The sequence below is a fragment of the Ferrimonas kyonanensis DSM 18153 genome, from assembly GCF_000425405.1.
GTDB lineage: Bacteria > Pseudomonadota > Gammaproteobacteria > Enterobacterales > Shewanellaceae > Ferrimonas > Ferrimonas kyonanensis.
In genome coordinates, this window is sequence record NZ_KE384365.1 from 38,338 (window position 1) to 56,403 (window position 18,066).

17 protein-coding genes are annotated in these 18,066 nt (G+C 56.0%); 8 read left to right on the forward strand and 9 right to left on the reverse strand.

Annotation, left to right across the window (positions count from 1 at the left end):
* Nucleotides 1-208: 208 nt before the first annotated feature.
* The 5 genes from H598_RS0117590 to H598_RS0117610 all read right to left on the reverse strand — a co-directional run bounded on the left by H598_RS0117590 (nucleotide 209) and on the right by H598_RS0117610 (nucleotide 7,541).
* Entirely contained in the window at nucleotides 209-3,313 is a 3,105-nt protein-coding gene (locus tag H598_RS0117590) for an efflux RND transporter permease subunit (protein WP_028114174.1), read from the reverse strand.
* Nucleotides 3,310-4,650: an efflux RND transporter periplasmic adaptor subunit gene (locus H598_RS0117595; protein WP_245595617.1), complete on the reverse strand. Its 1,341-nt coding sequence runs from the start codon at nucleotides 4,648-4,650 to the stop codon at nucleotides 3,310-3,312. The genes H598_RS0117590 and H598_RS0117595 overlap by 4 nt, the downstream gene beginning before the upstream one ends.
* A gap of 7 nt (nucleotides 4,651-4,657) precedes the next feature.
* Nucleotides 4,658-5,290 carry a TetR/AcrR family transcriptional regulator gene (locus H598_RS0117600; protein WP_028114176.1) on the reverse strand — a complete coding sequence of 211 codons (633 nt, stop codon included), beginning with the start codon at nucleotides 5,288-5,290 and terminating at the stop codon, nucleotides 4,658-4,660.
* A gap of 95 nt (nucleotides 5,291-5,385) precedes the next feature.
* On the reverse strand, nucleotides 5,386-6,501 hold the full coding sequence (locus H598_RS0117605) for a PilT/PilU family type 4a pilus ATPase (RefSeq protein WP_028114177.1): 1,116 nt from the start codon (nucleotides 6,499-6,501) through the stop codon (nucleotides 5,386-5,388).
* An 8-nt stretch (nucleotides 6,502-6,509) separates the two neighbouring features.
* Nucleotides 6,510-7,541 carry a type IV pilus twitching motility protein PilT gene (locus H598_RS0117610; protein ID WP_028114178.1) on the reverse strand — a complete coding sequence of 344 codons (1,032 nt, stop codon included), beginning with the start codon at nucleotides 7,539-7,541 and terminating at the stop codon, nucleotides 6,510-6,512.
* A 28-nt stretch (nucleotides 7,542-7,569) separates the two neighbouring features.
* On the opposite strand from H598_RS0117610, the gene H598_RS0117615 reads away from it, so the two are divergent.
* The 8 genes from H598_RS0117615 (at nucleotide 7,570) to H598_RS0117650 (ending at nucleotide 14,225) form a co-directional block, all read left to right on the forward strand.
* Complete coding sequence (locus H598_RS0117615) at nucleotides 7,570-8,253, forward strand: YggS family pyridoxal phosphate-dependent enzyme (RefSeq protein WP_028114179.1); 684 nt, start codon at nucleotides 7,570-7,572, stop codon at nucleotides 8,251-8,253.
* A 1-nt stretch (nucleotide 8,254) separates the two neighbouring features.
* Nucleotides 8,255-9,070 (forward strand): pyrroline-5-carboxylate reductase, encoded by an 816-nt coding sequence (gene proC / locus H598_RS0117620; protein WP_028114180.1) that lies wholly within the window; start codon nucleotides 8,255-8,257, stop codon nucleotides 9,068-9,070.
* Nucleotides 9,071-9,093: 23 nt separating this feature from the next.
* A complete protein-coding gene (locus H598_RS0117625; RefSeq protein WP_028114181.1) occupies nucleotides 9,094-9,639 on the forward strand; it encodes a YggT family protein in 546 nt (181 codons plus the stop codon).
* Nucleotides 9,636-9,923 carry a DUF167 family protein YggU gene (gene yggU / locus H598_RS0117630; RefSeq protein WP_028114182.1) on the forward strand — a complete coding sequence of 96 codons (288 nt, stop codon included), beginning with the start codon at nucleotides 9,636-9,638 and terminating at the stop codon, nucleotides 9,921-9,923. The genes H598_RS0117625 and yggU overlap by 4 nt, the downstream gene beginning before the upstream one ends.
* Before the next feature lie 77 nt (nucleotides 9,924-10,000).
* Complete coding sequence (locus H598_RS0117635) at nucleotides 10,001-10,438, forward strand: DUF4426 domain-containing protein (protein WP_028114183.1); 438 nt, start codon at nucleotides 10,001-10,003, stop codon at nucleotides 10,436-10,438.
* Between the two features lie 66 nt (nucleotides 10,439-10,504).
* A complete protein-coding gene (gene rdgB, locus H598_RS0117640) occupies nucleotides 10,505-11,104 on the forward strand; it encodes an RdgB/HAM1 family non-canonical purine NTP pyrophosphatase (RefSeq protein ID WP_028114184.1) in 600 nt (199 codons plus the stop codon).
* The gene (gene hemW, locus H598_RS0117645; RefSeq protein ID WP_028114185.1) at nucleotides 11,101-12,246 is read left to right on the forward strand and encodes a radical SAM family heme chaperone HemW; all 1,146 of its coding nucleotides are present in this window, start codon (nucleotides 11,101-11,103) and stop codon (nucleotides 12,244-12,246) included. The genes rdgB and hemW overlap by 4 nt, the downstream gene beginning before the upstream one ends.
* 125 nt (nucleotides 12,247-12,371) lie before the next feature.
* Nucleotides 12,372-14,225 carry a DUF885 domain-containing protein gene (locus tag H598_RS0117650; RefSeq protein WP_035416178.1) on the forward strand — a complete coding sequence of 618 codons (1,854 nt, stop codon included), beginning with the start codon at nucleotides 12,372-12,374 and terminating at the stop codon, nucleotides 14,223-14,225.
* A 597-nt stretch (nucleotides 14,226-14,822) separates the two neighbouring features.
* Here H598_RS0117650 and H598_RS0117655 read toward each other — a convergent pair.
* From H598_RS0117655 to H598_RS0117670, 4 genes are all read right to left on the reverse strand, one after another.
* A complete protein-coding gene (locus H598_RS0117655; RefSeq protein WP_028114187.1) occupies nucleotides 14,823-15,752 on the reverse strand; it encodes a LysR family transcriptional regulator in 930 nt (309 codons plus the stop codon).
* A 96-nt stretch (nucleotides 15,753-15,848) separates the two neighbouring features.
* Nucleotides 15,849-16,652: a DUF2884 family protein gene (locus H598_RS0117660; RefSeq protein WP_028114188.1), complete on the reverse strand. Its 804-nt coding sequence runs from the start codon at nucleotides 16,650-16,652 to the stop codon at nucleotides 15,849-15,851.
* A 151-nt stretch (nucleotides 16,653-16,803) separates the two neighbouring features.
* Nucleotides 16,804-17,718, reverse strand: a complete 915-nt coding sequence (gene glsB, locus H598_RS0117665; RefSeq protein ID WP_028114189.1) for a glutaminase B — start codon at nucleotides 17,716-17,718, stop codon at nucleotides 16,804-16,806.
* Entirely contained in the window at nucleotides 17,718-18,059 is a 342-nt protein-coding gene (locus H598_RS0117670) for a YggL family protein (RefSeq protein WP_245595618.1), read from the reverse strand. Before H598_RS0117670 ends, glsB begins: the two co-directional genes overlap by 1 nt.
* Nucleotides 18,060-18,066: the final 7 nt, after the last annotated feature.

Genomic DNA, 18,066 nt, shown 5'->3' on the forward strand with positions numbered 1-18,066 from the left:
CGGAATTTATTAGAGTGAAACGCGGGCAGATCGGCAAGTGTAAATTTAGTCAGCCAGGGCCAATAACGCCAAGATCTGGCCTCAAAAAAAATCACCAATCAATGACAAAATGGCAGGAACTAATACTTAAACATCAACAGCTTTAAAAATAGGGCGCCGCCCTTTTCCTACTCGAAAAAGGGCGATCTCCTACAAGGGCCTCCCGGGGCTAGCCAGCCGCGTCAGCTTGTCTCACCCAGCCCAGATCAGCCAGGATGGCGTAAGCGGCGGGAATCATAAACAGCACCAACAGCGTTGAAGCAAAGATCCCAAACACAATGGAGATGACAATGGGAATCACCACCTGGGCCTGCAAGCTGGTTTCCAACAACAGCGGCAACAAGCCCACGGCGGTGGTCAGTGAGGTCAAAAATACCGCCCGAAAGCGCTCGCGACTGGCCTGCACCACCGCTTCGTAGATCTCCTCTCCCGCTTCCAGGTGGTGGCGAATGTACTGCACCAGCAAGATGGAATCGTTGACCACCACACCAGCCAGGGACACAAAACCCAACATCGAAGGCATCGACAGGTCCTTACCCAGCAAGGCGTGGCCCCAGATCACCCCAATTAGAGCCATGGGAATGGCGGACATCACCACCAGTGGCTCCTGATAACTGCGAAACTGGAAGCTTAGGATGGCAAAGATGCCGAACAAACCGATGATAAAGCCGCGCTGCATGGAACTGGAGGTTTCCTGGGAGTCCTTAGAGGCACCTTCCACCACCAACCTGACACCCGGGTTGTGCTGCTTCACCTCAGGCCAAAACTCCTGCCGCAGCTGAGTCAGCACCTGCGCGGCATTGGCTTTGCTGTTATCGATGTTGCCCATCACGGTGATGGTACGCAGACCATCGATGCGCTGGATCCGCACGAACGAGCGCTGAAACTCGATGTTTGCCACTGCCGCCAGAGGAATCTGGCTGCCCTCGGCCACCAGCACCGGAAACCGGCTCAGGGCATCAATGTCACCGGCCTGGCGCTTATCCAGTCGCACCTGAATCTCGATATTTTCCGGTCCAACCTGAACAATGTCGGCATTCTGACCGAAAAATGCTGCCCGCAACTGCGCCGCGATCAGGTTGCCGTCGACCCCAAAGGTTTCGGCGCCTGGACGCAGGCTGACTTTAATCTCTTCCTTACCAGGACGCATGTCATCCAGCAACCCGGTCACGCCATCAAACTGGCCCAGATACTGCTGTACCTGAACCGACACCCGCTTTAGCTGTTGCAGGTCATCGCCCTGAAACCGCAACTCTATGTCGCGGCCGCCCGGCCCCATTTTCGGTTGCTGAAATGACAACGCCAACGGCGCCGCCAGCTCACCGGTGTGCTGACGCCATGCATCGATAAACTCGTCGATGCGGGTGTTTCGCACTTCCGCAGATAACATATCCAGCCTGACGGTCGCCACGTGGGGGCCGCTCTCACCGGCATCCTGATTGCTGTTGTAGTGTACCGTGGTGTGACGCAAAAGCGGCTGCGGCTCCTGCTGTTCCTGGGTAAAACGCTCGGCCACTTCGGCCGCCGAAGCGGTTATTCGATCCACCACCGCTTCGGTCTGCTTCAACGTCGACCCCGGTGGCAAAATCAACCTGGCCTCGGCCACATCGCCATCGAGCTCGGGAAAGCCAATGAACTTCACTGCGCCAATAGCCACCAGGGCAAATGAGACCAGCAGTAGGCCGATGATCGAGCCCACAAAGGCGTAACGGCGCGCCACCGCCCAGCGCACCGCCGGCACCAGTCGATGGTTGCGGAAATGCTCAAAGCCATCCTGAAAACGGCGACGCACTCCGGTCGCTTCACGCTCCTGCCGCTGTTTGTGCAACGAATGCCCCAGGTGGTTGGGCAGAATCAGAAACGCCTCGATCAGAGACAGACTCAGCACCATGATCAACACCGCCGGAATCGCCGACAGCACCGCCCCCATCTGACCGTCCAGAAACAGCAATCCACCAAAGACGCACACCGTGGTCAAAAACGACGACACCACCCCGGGCATCACCTTGTTAACACCGGCGATCACCGCCTGATCCACCTCCATGCCCCGGTCGATGTGGGCAGCAATGGACTCCGCCAGGACAATGGCGTCATCCATCATGATGCCGATGGCCATCAACAAAGCCACCAGAGTCATGATGTTGATGGAGATGCCAAAGACACTCATCAGGAACAGGGCCCCCAGGAAGGCAACCGGTAAGCCAGCGGCCACCCAAAACGAGTACCGCAACGAAAAGAACAGCCACATCACCAGAAACACCAGGATGATGCCCTGGTAGCCGTTACTGAGGATCATGGTCAGCCGATCCCACAATAACGACGACAGATCATTGGTCAGGCTCAAGGTGATGCCATCGGGAATGCGGCTGCGCTCCTGCTCAATGAAGTCCACCACCCTATCTTTGACCTTGAGGGCATCTTCCGCTTCATTCTTACTGATGGTCAGCACCGCGGCCGGGTGGCCATCGAAATCAATCTTGGCCTCATCAAGCTCAAACCTGTCGGTAATTGTGGCAATCTCCTTCAACCTGACCACGGCACCGCTGTCATCCGAGGCCACCACCAACTCACCCAGTCCCTGAGGCGTTACCCGTCGCTCATCGAAACGAATCAGCAGGTTTTTCTGGTCGGTCTCAATGCTGCCGCTGGGAAGTTGCACGTTCTGCTGTGCCACCTTGTCGGCAATCTCCTTTACCGACAGTCCCAGCTGACGAACCTGGGCCTGGCGCAGCTCAATCCGAAGTTGGTGATCGGAAAACCCCTTGACCTCCACCAGTGCCACATCCGCATCCAGTTTAATCCGCCGTTTCAGATCTTCGGCGTAGGCCTTAAGCTGCGGCGGCGGCAGATCGGCACTGATGGCCACATCAATCACCGGTTCGGTCCACTCAAACTGCTGCACGACCGGCGGCTCAATGTCGGCGGGAAAATCTTTGATGGCATTAATCTGGGTCTGGACATCCACCAGGTTACGGCTGATCTCGGCGTTGTCATCCAGCTTCAGCATCAGGGTGGCGGCGCCTTCGAGGGCCGAACACTTGGTCTCGATGATGTCACCGATACCATCTACCGCGTCTTCCATTCGCAGGCACAGGCTCTCCTCCACCTCCATGGGCGACGCCCCGGGATAGGCGACAGAGGCACTGATGTACTTTGGGTCAAACTCGGGAAAGGTCTCCCGCTTGATACCGGGCAGGGCCTGCAGACCTATCAGCATAATGCCCGCCATCAGCAGGTTGGCGGCAGTGGGGTGACGACTGAAATAGGCAATCATGATTGCACCACTTTCAAAGACATGCCGGCAACAGCCGGAATCAGGTCATTCACCACCACCTTCATTCCCGGCTCCAGGTCGCCACTGATCGCCACCTGGGTGCCGCTGCGGAACAACACCGTCACCGGCTTAATCAACAGCCGCTGCTGATCATCCATCAGATACAGGTCGGTGCCCCGAAGTGCGTGTTCCGGCACCAGAAAGTGCTCCGCCGCCACTCCGGATAACCTGGCTTCGACGAACATCCCCTTGGTCAGAGGCGGTCGGGGTTTACCCTCGCCATAACGCTGTTTCACCTCCAGAATCACCCCAACGGTAGCTTGAGCCGGGTTCACGGCCTCACTGAAGCGGGCAACCGTCGCCGGCCACCGAGCCTCAAACTGACCGCTTTGCAGCATAACGCTGGCGTCCAGGTTTAATCTGGACACATCCGGCAGCTGTCCCTCCGGCAATGGCAGGCGCTGCCCTTTCATCAGGGTGATGAGATCATGGATGGCAACCTGAGCCTCCACCTCCATCACCTCCAAGCCATCGGCCTCGACCATCATCTGGCCATTACTGACCACTTCACCGGACTCCACCCCTACCTGGGCGATGCGAGCATCAAACGGCAAGCTGACACGGGTTTTGGATAATTTGCGATTGGCGTCCTGCAACCTCGCCTCGCTGACTTTCAACTGCGCCTTAGCCACCTTGATGTCGTCAGGAAGCAGCGCCAGCTGGTTCTGCAGTTCCTGCACCAATTTTTTTTGCGACAGTACGCTCTGCTGCTGATTGTCCAGCTCAGAGAGAGAGGTCAGCCCCTGCTGTTGTAATTTTTGTTTGCGCACGAACTCTTCACTGGCCAACTGCAGCCGATTGCTTTCGATTCCCAGTGAAATGTCGGTATTCTCCCGCTGCTGCGCCAGCCTCGCCAATTGCGCCCTGGCACTGTTGACATCGGCCTCGGCCTGGGCGACCGCCAGCTCATACTCCAGCGGGTCGATGCGCACCAACTCGGTCCCGGCGGCCAGAAAACGGCCCTTTTCCAGCAACGGGTTGCGATACACCACCGCCCCACTGACTTCAGACAATGCCTGCCACACCAATTTCGGCGCGGCACGGCCATAACCTTTCACCTGCGGGGAAACTTTGCCCTTGGTCAGGGTCATCACCTCCACCAGGCGGGCATGACTGGCTGACGGATTCACCGGCGCCGACGGCCGCAGCTGAATAGCCAACACCAGCACCAGTGCACCGATGGCGATGGCAGCCACCCCAAGCTGTCTCGGATGACGCCTGGCATAGCGGCCAAATCTGGAGCCGAGCTCAAGGCGAGTTAGCAGGGTATCGGGCATGGTAGGGTTACTCCGGTTGTTTCAGCAGGCCTGCTTGCAGCAAGGCGATGTTGTGTTCCGCCAGGCGGTGGTAAAAATCATCATCGACCTTGATTCCCTGAACCTTCAACATCGACGGCGGTGCCAGGAAGGGAAACACCATCAAACTGGCGAAGCTGAGCCTGGCCAGAGCGGGATCGACGCCGGGTTTGAGTCCGCCTTTGCCAGCCAGTTCCTCAAACATCAAATTTTCTCCATGGGAAAACACACCATGAATCAGTTTCTGCAGTTGCTGTACCTGGCCGGCGGAGCCCTCCATAGACAGCAAGCGATACACCAAGCGGGGAAAATAGGGGCTTTCTGACATGACCTGGTTATAGGTGCGCATCACCACGCTGATGGACTCAAAGTCCTCACTCTGCTGCGCCTGCAGTACCTTTTCGGAGATGGGGGCGACCGTTTCCGCCATCATGGTTTCGAACAAGCCCCATTTATTGGCAAAATAGTATCGAATCAACGCGGCATTAACGCCGGCCTCTTCGGCAACCTGGCGGGTTGACACCTTTTCGTAGGGGGCAAAGGAAAACTGTTTACGGGCAGCGTCGATCAAACGCTGGCGGGCATCGGAGTCACCCACAGGTCGACCCTGTCGATTGGCCATGGCGGTACCTTAATATTCATCAGTCGATGAATATTAAGGTACTGTGACAACCTAAGGCACTGCAATAATTCATCTTAATATCGGCAATTGATGAATTAATCCAACTCGATGGTGACCCCATCCAGGCTACTGCTGCTGTCCCGTTCCTTGGAATGCAACTTGATCATCAACCTCAGGTCATTGGCGGAGTCGGCATGATGCAGGGCATTATCGTAGCTGATCTGCCCCTGTTGATAGAGCGTAAACAACGCCTGATCGAAGGTTTGCATTCCCTGCTCGGTGCTGGCAGCCATCGCCTGCTTCAGCTCATGCAACTCCCCCTTGGCGATCAGGTCCGCCACTCTTGGCGTGTTCAGCAATACCTCGATGGCCACCCGCCGACCCTGACCATCGGCACTGGGCACCAATTGCTGGGCCATCACCGCTTTCAGGTTCAGAGACAGATCGAACAACAACTGGCGGTGCTTCTCTTTTGGCACCAGATGCATGATCCGATCCAGGGCCTGGTTGGCGTTGTTGGCGTGCAGTGTGGCCATGCACAGATGGCCGGTTTCGGCGAAAGCCAGGGCGAACTCCATGGTCTCCTGACTGCGGATTTCCCCGATGAGAATGACATCCGGCGCCTGCCTGAGCGAACTCTTCAACGCCGCCTCGAACGACTCGGTGTCCAGGCCCACCTCTCGTTGCGTCACCATACTTTTGCGGTGTTGATGCACAAACTCAATGGGATCTTCAATGGTGAGGATGTGACCGGCCTGGTTGGCATTACGGTGACCCACCATGGCCGCCAGCGAGGTGGATTTACCGGTTCCGGTGGCCCCGACCATGATCACCAGCCCCCGCTTCATCATCGCCACTTCGGACATGATCGCCGGCAGATGCAACTCCTGGGGGGTCGGAATGCGGGTTTCAATCAACCGCATCACCATGCCAGGATACTCCCGCTGCCAGAACGCCGACACCCGAAACCGCCCCAACTGCTCATCAAAGCTGTAGGCGAAGTTGGCCTCACGGTGCTGATGAAACTGCTGCCGGGTGTCGGCGGTCATTACCGCCTCCACCATCGAAAGCGCCTGCTCTGCGGTCAAGGGCTGATCCGTCAACGGCGTCATCACGCCATCGATCTTGGCACTGGGGGGAAAACCCACGGTAATAAACAGATCACTGGCTTTGCGGCTGACCATCTCGGTCAGCAGGGCGTTGATCTCCATATCGACTCCTACAAGGTACTGACGTTCAGCTTGGCCATCATATCCTGACGGCTAATGACTCCCTGATTGGCCAGCTTGGTCAGACTCTGTTCCAGAGTCTGCATGCCATGACTCATTCCGGTCTGAATGGCGGAATACATCTGCGCCACCTTGTCTTCCCGAATCAGATTACGAATCGCCGGTGTCCCCATCATGATCTCGTGGGCCGCCACCCGGCCACCGCCGACTTTCTTCACCAGGGCCTGAGAGATCACCGCCTGCAGCGATTCCGACAACATGGTGCGTACCATGTCTTTCTCCGCCGCCGGGAATACATCCACGACCCGATCAATGGTCTTGGCCGCCGAGGTGGTGTGCAGAGTACCAAACACCAGGTGACCGGTTTCCGCCGCCGTCAGCGCCAAACGGATGGTCTCCAGATCCCGCATCTCCCCCACCAGAATCACATCGGGATCTTCCCGCAGAGCACTGCGCAGGGCGTTGTTGAAGCTGTGGGTATCGCGATGAACTTCACGCTGGTTGATCAGGCAATTTTTAGGCTGGTGCACAAATTCAATGGGATCCTCAATGGTCAGGATGTGATCCCGCCGTTCGGCATTGATGTAATCCACCATGGCCGCCAGGGTGGTGCTTTTACCGGAACCAGTCGGGCCGGTGACCAACACCAGACCACGGGGAAAGGACGCAATCTGACGGAAAATATCCGGTGCATCCAGTTGCTCCAGGCTGAGGACAGTACTGGGAATGGTGCGAAACACCGCCGCCGCACCGCGGGCCTGATGAAACGCATTCACCCGGAAACGAGCCAGGTTTGGCACTTCAAATGAGAAATCAATCTCCAGGTTCTGTTCATACTCCTTGCGCTGCTTATCATTCATGATGTCATACACCAGGCTGTGTATGGTGGCATGGTCCAGTTCAGGCACATTGAGGCGGCGAACCTCACCATCGACACGAATAATTGGCGCAACCCCGGAGGAGAGGTGCAGATCGGAGGCGTTGTGTTTTACACTAAAGGCAAGAAGCTCAGTAATATCCATTTATCTGACAAGAAATTAGCTGAAAATTATGACAACCATAGCAGACCAGTTGAGTCTGGCCCAGCAACGGATTGCACAATCCGCCCGGAACAGTGATCGCCATCCCGACCAGATCACCTTGCTGGCGGTCAGCAAAACCAAGCCGGCGCCGCTGTTGCAGCAGGCTTACGACGCCGGGCAGCGCCACTTTGGCGAAAACTACCTGCAGGAAGCACTGGAAAAACAACAGCAATTGGCCGAACTGCCGATCGTCTGGCACTTTATCGGCCCGATTCAGTCCAACAAGACCCGGCCTATCGCTCAGCACTTCGACTGGGTTCATAGTGTCGATCGGCTCAAGATTGCCCAGCGACTGTCGGAGCAACGGCCGGCGACATTGCCACCGCTGAACCTGTGCATTCAGGTCAACGTCAGCCATGAAGCCAGCAAATCGGGCGTGGCCGCCGATGAGTTAATGTTACTGGCCGAACAGATTCATGATATGCCGAATCTGACCCTGAGAGGCGTGATGGCCATTCCCATGGCCAGCGACGATCCTGCACATCAAAGGCAACAATTTAGTCAGGTTAAAAAGCTGTTTAATGAGCTAAAATCACGATTTAGTGGTATCGATACCCTGTCCATGGGGATGAGCGGCGATCTCGACGCCGCCATCGAGCAGGGCAGCACCATGGTACGCCTGGGTACCGCAATTTTCGGCGCAAGGAAGTAAAGTGACCTCTACTATCGCATTCATCGGTGCCGGCAACATGAGCCGCAGCATCATCAGTGGCCTGGTAAACGGCGGCTATCCCGCCGACGCCATCGCGGCCAGCAACCCCAGCCGTGGCAAACTGGAAGAGCTTCAAGACAGCTTCGGCATTCGAACCAGCACCGACAATCTTCAGGTCGCCGGGGCCGATGTGCTGGTACTGGCGGTAAAGCCACAGATTCTCAAATCGGTATGCGACCAGTTGAAACAGCTGGATCTCAGCCAGACTCTGGTGCTGTCCATTGCCGCCGGCGTCACTTGCGAGCGCATCGCCGAGTATCTGCAACAACCGGTACGGGTGGTACGGGCCATGCCCAACACCCCGTCACTGCTGGGTTTGGGAATGACCGGCCTGTATGGCGCCCCCGGCGTTATTGAGCAGGACAAGGCCCTGGCCTCGACCCTGATGTCGGCAGTGGGCGAGATCGTCTGGGTCGATGAAGAGAGCGGCATCGATCAAGTGATCGCCTGCGCCGGCAGTGCCCCGGCCTATTTCTTCCTGATGATGGAAGCGATGGAGCAGTGCGCCGTCGACAGCTTGGGTGTCTCCCCTCAGCAAGCCCGCAAAATGATTGAACAGACCGCCGTCGGTGCCGCCGCCATGGTCAAACACAACCCCGAATTGTCCCTGGCCGAGCTGCGTGCCCGAGTCACATCAAAAGGTGGCACCACCGCCAAAGCCATCGAACATTTTGAACATCAGGGGCTGCGGAAGACCGTCGACGGAGCCATGCAGGCCGCGGTCAACCGAGCCCAGGAAATGGCCAAACTTTTTTAATTTTTTAAACGGATTGTCATCCCATGAATGCAACTCTCTACTTGATCTCCACCCTGTTTAACCTCTACCTGATGGTGGTGCTTCTGCGTGTCTGGCTGCAATGGGCCCGGGCAGATTTCTATAACCCCTTCAGTCAGTTTGTCGTCAAAGCTACCCACCCGGTATTGTCCCCCCTGCGTCGCATCATTCCGTCGCTGGGCAGCCTGGATCTGGCAGGGGTAGTGCTCGCCTATCTGGTGGCGTTGGCGAAGTGGCTGGTACTGATGGCCATCAAGGGCGCCGCCTTTGATCCGATGACCTTCTACCTGGCCGCCATCAGCGTGGTCAAAGAGGCAGGCATGTTGCTGTTCTGGGTACTGATCATTCGGGCCATCATGAGCTGGATCAGCCAGGGGCAAAACCCCATCGAGTTTCTGTTTCACCAGATCACCGAGCCGGTGCTGGCCCCCATCCGCCGAGTGATTCCGGTCATGGGCGGACTGGATCTGTCGGTGATGGTGCTGCTGATTGGCATGAACTTCATCAACCTGTTCCTCGGTGATCTGCTGCCGCTATGGAGAATCATTTGAGGCCAGTACAGCGGCAGGCCGATGGCCTGCTGCTGAATCTGTACATCCAGCCCAAAGCCAGCCGGGATCAATGGGTCGGGGTACACGGCGACGAACTTAAAGTCGCCATCACGGCCCCGCCGGTGGATGGTAAAGCCAATGCCCACCTGACCAAATTTCTCGCCAAGCAGTTCAAAGTCGCCAAAGGACAGGTGATGATTCGCAAGGGCGAACTGGGGCGTCACAAACAGATACAGATTGACAGCCCCAGGCAGATCCCCGAAGCCATTGAACAACTATTATAATAAATAGAGTCGCCAGCGGCTCATGGCCGCTGGCGACTTCTGGTATTACTACCGACATACACAGAAAGGAGCTCGTTATGTTTACTCGCTTAGGTGCAATGCTGGTTTTCGGCCTGGCCCTGTCCCTGCCCGTTCAGGCAGAGCAAAAGGTTCAGGTGGGGGACTACGCCATTCATTACGTCTCCTTTGGCAGCACCTTCTTAACTCCGCAGATTGCCAAAAACTACGGCCTGACCCGCAGCCGCTACATCGGCTTGGTGAACATCACCGTCAACGACACCAATAATCCGCAAGGTTCCATGGCAATTCCGGTATCCGTTAACGGCTATGCCCAGAACCTTATCGGTAATCAAAAGCAGCTGAGCTTTAAAGAGATTCGTGAAGGTGACGTGGTCTATTACATTGCTGAGATCGAGCACCGCAATGAGGAAACCTTTACCTTTAGCCTCGACATCAAAAACGGCACCGATCTGGACACCAATCTGCAATTCAAACAGAAGTTCTACGTCGACTGATATCGCGCATTGGCCAACGCTCGGTTAGAATCCCCAGTCCGAGCTTTGGTTTAAGTGATTCAGCCCATGAAACAGATTGTCCTGGCTACCGGCAACGCCGGCAAAGTCAAAGAGTTTGCCACCCTGCTGGCCGACTTCCCTATTCGCGTCTCCCCCCAGAGTGAGTTTGAGGTTCCCGAGGCCATTGAAGATGGCCTGACCTTCGTCGAAAACGCCATTATCAAAGCCCGCAATGCCGCTCAGGCCACAGGCCTTGCCGCCATTGCCGACGATTCCGGCATCGAGGTGGATGCCCTCAATGGCAAGCCGGGCATCTACTCTGCCCGTTTCGCCGGAGAACCCTCCAATGCGGAAAATAATTGGCGCAAACTGCTGCAGGAGATGGAAGGCAAGCCGGAACGCAGTGCCCGTTTTCAGTGCGTATTAGTGTTTATGCGCCACGCCGAAGACCCAACCCCGATCATCTGCCAGGCCAGCTGGGAAGGTGAAATCCTCGATCACGCCCGAGGCGAGCAAGGGCATGGGTACGATCCTGTGTTCCTGGTTCGCGGCGACACCCGCTCTGCTGCCGAAATGGGAGCAGAGGATAAAAATCGCCTCAGCCACCGTGGCAAGGCCATGAAGTTGCTGCTGGCCGAGCTGAAAGACAAGGGCATCATTCAATGATGCAGTTGCCACCACTGTCACTCTATGTCCATATTCCATGGTGTGAGCAGAAGTGTCCTTACTGCGACTTCAACTCTCACGGCCGTAAAGGTCCGATTCCACAGCAGCAGTACATCGATGCCCTGCTGGAGGATCTTGAGGGTGACCTCGACGGCGTTCAGGGACGACAACTGCACAGTATCTTTATCGGTGGTGGCACACCTTCGCTTATCGACAGCGACCAGATAGCCCGGCTGCTAGAGGGCGTCCAGAACCGAGTCGGCTTTGGGGCCGACACCGAGATCACCATGGAAGCCAACCCCGGTACCCTGGAAGCAGGCCGGTTTGAAGGCTATCGTCGTGCCGGTGTCAATCGCCTGTCCATCGGTGTGCAGAGCTTCCAGCCACAGAAATTGCTTCGACTGGGGCGCATCCACGATGACAAGCAGGCCCATGCGGCCATCGAAGCGGCCACCAGTGCTGGCTTTGAGCGCATCAACATCGACTTGATGCACGGCTTGCCGCAACAAAGCACAGAGGATGCCCTGTTCGATCTCAAGCAGGCCATCGCCCACAACACCGTCCATCTATCCTGGTATCAGCTGACCATTGAACCCAATACCCAGTTCGCGTCCAAGCCACCGACTCTGCCCGACGAAGAGGTGCAATGGCAAATATTCGAACAGGGTCGACAGTTGTTGTTGGACGCCGGCTACCAGCAGTATGAAATCTCCGCCTGGGCCAAACCCGGCTACCGCTGCGACCATAACCTCAACTACTGGCGCTTCGGTGACTACCTGGGCATAGGTTGTGGCGCCCATGGCAAACTCAGCCTCCCGGCGGAAAGGCGCATTATGCGCACCACCAAAGTCCGTCACCCCAAGGGTTACCTGGCCCCTGAACGCCATTACCTCGACAGTGACACTAACGTCGCCCGCGACGACATGGCGCTGGAGTATTACATGAACCGGCTGAGGCTGATGGAGCCCATGCCTCTGGCAGAACTGAGCCAGCGCACCTTGCTGACCCAGGCTCAGGTTATCGATACCCTGTCTGCCGCCCAAGCCAAAGGGCTGATCAGCATTGACGAACGGCAGATGCAGCTAACCACACTGGGACATCGCTACCTCAATGAACTGCTAGGAATGTTTCTACCAGAGTAACGTTCTGGTTTTGATGCAGGTTCAAACACGCTAACACTTTACGCGCGCAGCCACTGCGCGCTCAGTGCATCATGCCTCTATCCCCGCTTCGAAGGGGACAGGATCATTCTGCATGGAGAGCCACAGTGTTTGCCCCGACCTCAACCTACGCCACCCTGGCCATTGTGGCCGCCCTTAACCTGACGTGCGCCGCCGCCTTGGCCCATGGTGACGACCACCGCCACTCGGCAACCACCCCCTTAGCTACCCCGCAAAGCCCCGCCAATGCCCGCGCCGAAGCCCTGTATGAACAGATCTTCATGGAAAACGTGATGGCCAATCCTATTTCCCAGGCGTACCTGGGGATCAAACAGGATCAGGACCAATGGGACGATCTCAGCGAGCAGCGCTACCTGCAGGATCTAACCCGCAATAAGCGCCACCTGGCCACCTTGCAACAGCTGGATCCGGACCGGCTTAGCGGCCAGACCGCCTTAAGCTATCAGTTACTGACCCAGCAGCTTAAAGACGACATCGACGACTACCGCTGGCGCCACTACACCTACCCGGTCAACCAGATGTACGGCTATCAATCCACCACCCCGTCGTTCCTGATCAATCGCCATCCCATCGACAACACCGACGATGCCAAGGCCTACATTCAACGCCTGAACGGCATGGAACGGCGTTTCGCTCAGGTGGTGGATCAATTGGAGATTCGCCGCCAGAAAGGCATCATTGCCCCCAAGTTTGTGTTTGAGTACGTGCTCGATGACAGCCGCAATATCCTGACGGGCTCTCCCTTCGATGACAGCGGCCAGGAATCGATATTGTGGCAGGATTTCAACAACAAGCTCGATGCCTTGAACCTGGCCCCATCTCAACATGACGCCTTAATGGCCCAGGCCAGCTCTGCCCTTACCGGGCCAGTGCGACGCGGTTACCAACAATTGATAGCCAAGGTACAACAGCTGCAACAGCAGGCCAGCACCGACGATGGTGCCTGGAAGTTTCCCGACGGCCAGGCCTTCTATGCCCACGCGCTGAAACAGACCACCAGTACCGGCATGAGCGCCGACGAAATTCATCAGTTGGGGCTGGCTGAAGTCGCCCGTATCCACGCAGAGATGCGGTCAATCCAGAAACAGGTGGGCTTCAATGGCAGTCTGCAGCAGTTTTTCGCCTTTATGCGCACCGATCCTGGGTTTTACCTGAGTAACGACGCCCAAGGCAAGCAAGCCTACCTACAGCAAGCCGAGGACTACCTCGATGCCATGCAAGCCCGACTCGACTCGGTGTTTGGTATTAAGCCCAAAGCGGCACTGGAGGTGCGTCAGGTGGAGGCGTTCCGGGAAAAGTCGGCCGGTAAGGCGTTCTATCAGCAACCATCGCCGGACGGCAGTCGTCCCGGCTACTTCTACGCCAATCTGCACCAGATGGCGGACATGCCCACCTACCAACTCGAGGCTCTGGCCTTCCATGAAGGCATCCCCGGCCACCACATGCAGATCGCCATCGCCCAGGAGTTGCAAGCCCTGCCGAAGTTTCGCCGCTTTGGCAGCTACACCGCCTACATCGAAGGCTGGGGCCTGTACTCCGAATACCTGCCTAAAGAGATGGGATTCTATCAAGACCCCTACTCGGATTTCGGTCGCTTGGCCATGGAGTTATGGCGCGCCTGTCGGCTGGTCGTGGACACCGGCATTCACGACCAACGCTGGACTCGGCAGCAGGCCATCGACTACCTGGCCGACAACACCCCCAACCCACAAGGCGACGTAGTCAAAGCCATCGAGCGCTACATCGTTATGCCTTCTCAAGCCACGGCCTACAAAATTGGCATGTTGAAGATTCTGCAATTACGCTCCGACGCCCAACAACAGCTGGGTGACAAGTTCGACCTGCGAGGCTTTCATGATGTGATTCTGGCCAACGGCCCGGTTCCCCTGAATGTGCTGCAGCAACAGGTGCAGGCGTGGGTAAAAAATCAGGCCAGCTAGTCACTGCAACGGCCAATACTGGCTTGGTTGTTTCGTACAGCAAACAATAGAACGGCGGGATATTGGATACGACTCCCGCCGTTTACCAACAGACAGGCAAAGAAAAAGGGAGAGCCTTTCGGCTCTCCCATCTCTTTTTATTATATTGGGCTATTTTTTTGTTTTTTGACGCTGCCCATCGCCCGGCTACCACTCTTAAAGCTTTTGAGCTTTTTATTATGTAGGGTACAGAGGGTAATCCTGCCGCTGAAAAATGCCCCGGATCCGACCGGGGCCAAAATTCCAGATGATGGATTTCAATAATCCTGTGATGGCGAACCGCGAGGTCACTCTCCATCACAACAGCGAAACTGAACGGCTGGCTTATCGAAGGGGTCAATTTCAACAAGCTTCAATCTCGGCTGATGTGAAGCATTGTATTCATATCAGAACAATTGGCAAGCCAACCAATGTTAATGAACCAACATCAAGGCAACAACCCCGCATCAAATTGAGTTAAAGTCGAATCTACATGAGTTTAAAATCAACAGGTTACGCCACTTGGACGACCGGGATCACGCCATTGTTTTACCCTAAGAACAATGTTTCCAGAAATAGCTACAATAACAGCGCCAATTTTCGATCCCAGGGCGGTACCTCCCCCAAACTCTCCTTCACAAAGTCAGTAAACGCCCGCACTTTCGGAGCCAGGTTCTGCCGTCTCGGGTAAACCGCCTGCAGCGCCAGCGGGTGAGTCAGACTCCATTCGGTCAGAATCGGAATCAAGTCGCCCTCCTGAAGCTCGTTTTCCAGCAGATAAGTAGACAGGTAGACGATGCCCAGCCCCTTCTTAGCCACCTCTTTCAAGGCCGGTGCGTCATCCACCCGGTAATTGCCCTTCACCGGGATCTTCTTCTCATCACTGCCACGCTTAAACTCCCAGACCGCATGCTCGTACCACTCACTCTTATAAACCAAGCAGTTATGCTGAACTAAATCGTCGGGAGTCCGAGGCACGCCATGCTTTGCCAGGTAGTCTGGCGACGCCACCAGCACAAATCGGCAATCCATCAGCGGCCGGGCCACCATCCCCAACGGCAACTGTTCCGACATGGTCAGCAACAAATCCAGCCCCTCGTTGACCACGTCTACCTTGTGATCCAGGAAACTGATTTCCAGCTCCAGGTTGGGGTAGCGGGACATAAAGTCCGGTATCAACGGCATCAGGTGCATGGCACCAAAGGCCTGGGTTATGCCGACTCTAAGCACGCCACGAATCTCATGGTGCAGACTCTGGACGTTGGCCACCGCCGAGTCCACTTCACGGATAATCGACTCACCATGACGATACAGAGTCTCGCCAGCTTCGGTCAGGCTCAGGGAGCGGGTGGTACGCTGCACCAACTGCACGCCCATCTGCTGTTCCAACAAGCTTACCTGGCTGCTGACTTTGGATTTGGAAATGCCCAACCGTCGCGCCGCCGCAGAAAATCCCTGGGCTCGGACAACATGGGTGTAGATCACTATGGGTTCTAACAACTCTCGCATGACACTCTCCGGTTAACCCGTACATTGAACCCTTTTAGCCGACAAAAAAAAAGCGGCAATGCCAGGCATGCCGCAACAAGGGAGATTATTTGCCCATCAGAACCACGTTGACGCCAGGGATTGGCCCTCGATCTTAAGCTGGTCGTATTTCTGCAACTGCGGCACCTGTTCCATCAGTTGATCTTCCATCTCATCCAGTTGCTGCCATTGAGTGCAGACCCGTTCGGCCCAGGCTTCAAAATGCTGTTCCTGTCCTTGAAACTGCTGCTCGATCTCTTCACCCATGCGCTCCATACGCTGACCAAACTCCTCCATCTTCTGTTCGAAACTGCCACTGTCGCCGTTCATCATTTCCGCTCCCAGAGTCATCATCAGACTGCCCATGGACTGGGTGATCGCCTGCTCCAGTTGCTGCTCAAACTGCTGATCGAATTGGTCGCCAAACTGATCAAAGTCACCGGACACCACTCGATAGGAACCGTCTTCCCGAGCCACCTTTTGATTCACTGACTCGGCAATGGCATCCATCATCCCCTGCAAGCTGGCGGCGTCGATGCCCATCTCCTGCAACTGCACCGAAATGGTGTCCAGTGCCACACCGGCCATCCTCAGCGCCTCATCCACCAACTCCATGGTGGCTGGCATCTGCCGATAATAGGCCTGCTGAAACTGTGACAAGGCCCGACGCTGATCGCCGTCCAGATCCTGTACCTTGCCATCGATGACTAACTCACCGTCTTCAAAGCGATACAGGGTTTTACCCTGCTCCTGCAATTCGAGCACGCTGTCACTGACAATCAGGTCGTGATTAAAAGAGAAGTTGCACTCGCTGGCATTGGCCGCGGCACAAAACAAGGTAGAAGAAAGAAGTACAACGCCAACCTGGCCCGAAAATGTCATCGCTCTGCTCCATAAGTGTGAACTGAGAAATGCGATGCCAGAATCGGGCCAAAGATATTAACCCTTTTAGTTCAAACGGTTAAAATAAATATCAATGGAGAAAAGTGGAGAAATAACCACAATTTGGTCGAAATAACCACCCGTTAGGCAGTTAGAAGATTGACCGTTCGAGCCGCTTGGCCATTAACTCCAGCATGCGGGTGCCCGCCAGAGAGTTACCGGATTCATCCAGCTCAGGAGACCAGACACAGACGCTCATCTCACCGGGGATCACCGCCACGATGCCACCGCCAACGCCGCTTTTACCCGGCATTCCCACCCGGTAAGCAAACTCTCCGGCACCGTCATAGAGACCACTGGTGGCCAGCAAGGCGTTAATCTGGCGGCTATGGCGCTCACCGATCAAGCGTCTCCCCTCCAGGCTGACCCCTTTGTTGGCCAGAAAGAAAAAGGCCCGGGCTAAATCGGCACAACTCATGCGAATGGCGCAGTGATTGAAGTAGCTCTTCATCACGTCATCGACGTCGTTTTCGAAGTTGCCAAAAGACTTCATCAAATAACAGATGGCGGCATTACGGGCCGAGTGTTCATACTCGGATTTCGCCACCACCTTATCGGAATAGATATTGGGGTTTCCCGACAACTCACGCACCAACTCCAACATTCGATGCTTAGGTGCCGACAATCGTCCCTGCAACATGTCCGCGACCACCAGGGCGCCGGCATTGATAAAGGGGTTTCGGGGAATACCGTGCTCAAACTCAAGCTGAACTAACGAATTAAACGGATTACCCGAGGGCTCTTTGCCTACCCGGCTCCACATATCCTGCTCTTCGTACAGGGTCATCGCCTGCACCAGAGAAAACACCTTGGAGATGCTCTGAATGGAAAACGGTTCCAGGTAATCACCGGCTCCGATCACCCCACCATCGGCCCTGCATATGGCAATGCCGAGGCGGTTGGCCGACACCCCGGCCAACGCCGGAATGTAGTTGGCGACATGACCCTGCCCGATTAAGGGCAGGGCTTCGGCGTGGATGCTCTGCAACAACGCCTTGTCAGGCACTATCCCCACCAGATGTCGTACAACTCGGAGGTTTTAACGTCGCTGACTGGCTTATCGGCAAAAAAAGCTTCAATGGCCTGGCGATGGGCCTCGGTGCACTTACCCAGCTTCTGGGTGCAGATAATGCCATCCCACTCTTTATGGCCGCCACCGGAGAAACCCAGCGCTTGCGGTTCGATCACTTCGGCGATCAACTGGTCGACCAAAGCATCAATCTGCTCTTCGCTGACGTCATCATTGAAACGCCAGCTCAAATCAAAGCCCAGTTCCTGAAACTCATCGATACGCATCTTCTTGCGTAAACGACGGCTACGGTTCTTGGCTGTTGGAATCATGGTCATCGGTGTC

Excerpts from the sequence above, each read along its gene's own strand:
- H598_RS0117595 (WP_245595617.1), bottom strand. The coding sequence starts at position 4,650 with ATGCCCGATACCCTGCTAACTCGCCTTGAGCTCGGCTCCAGATTTGGC.
- H598_RS0117590 (WP_028114174.1), bottom strand. The coding sequence starts at position 3,313 with ATGATTGCCTATTTCAGTCGTCACCCCACTGCCGCCAACCTGCTGATG.
- H598_RS0117635 (WP_028114183.1), top strand. The coding sequence starts at position 10,001 with ATGTTTACTCGCTTAGGTGCAATGCTGGTTTTCGGCCTGGCCCTGTCC.
- H598_RS0117615 (WP_028114179.1), top strand. The coding sequence starts at position 7,570 with ATGACAACCATAGCAGACCAGTTGAGTCTGGCCCAGCAACGGATTGCA.
- H598_RS0117605 (WP_028114177.1), bottom strand. The coding sequence starts at position 6,501 with ATGGAGATCAACGCCCTGCTGACCGAGATGGTCAGCCGCAAAGCCAGT.
- H598_RS0117625 (WP_028114181.1), top strand. The coding sequence starts at position 9,094 with ATGAATGCAACTCTCTACTTGATCTCCACCCTGTTTAACCTCTACCTG.
- H598_RS0117655 (WP_028114187.1), bottom strand. The coding sequence starts at position 15,752 with ATGCGAGAGTTGTTAGAACCCATAGTGATCTACACCCATGTTGTCCGA.
- rdgB (WP_028114184.1), top strand. The coding sequence starts at position 10,505 with ATGAAACAGATTGTCCTGGCTACCGGCAACGCCGGCAAAGTCAAAGAG.
- H598_RS0117610 (WP_028114178.1), bottom strand. The coding sequence starts at position 7,541 with ATGGATATTACTGAGCTTCTTGCCTTTAGTGTAAAACACAACGCCTCC.
- hemW (WP_028114185.1), top strand. The coding sequence starts at position 11,101 with ATGATGCAGTTGCCACCACTGTCACTCTATGTCCATATTCCATGGTGT.
- H598_RS0117660 (WP_028114188.1), bottom strand. The coding sequence starts at position 16,652 with ATGACATTTTCGGGCCAGGTTGGCGTTGTACTTCTTTCTTCTACCTTG.
- H598_RS0117670 (WP_245595618.1), bottom strand. The coding sequence starts at position 18,059 with ATGACCATGATTCCAACAGCCAAGAACCGTAGCCGTCGTTTACGCAAG.
- H598_RS0117600 (WP_028114176.1), bottom strand. The coding sequence starts at position 5,290 with ATGGCCAATCGACAGGGTCGACCTGTGGGTGACTCCGATGCCCGCCAG.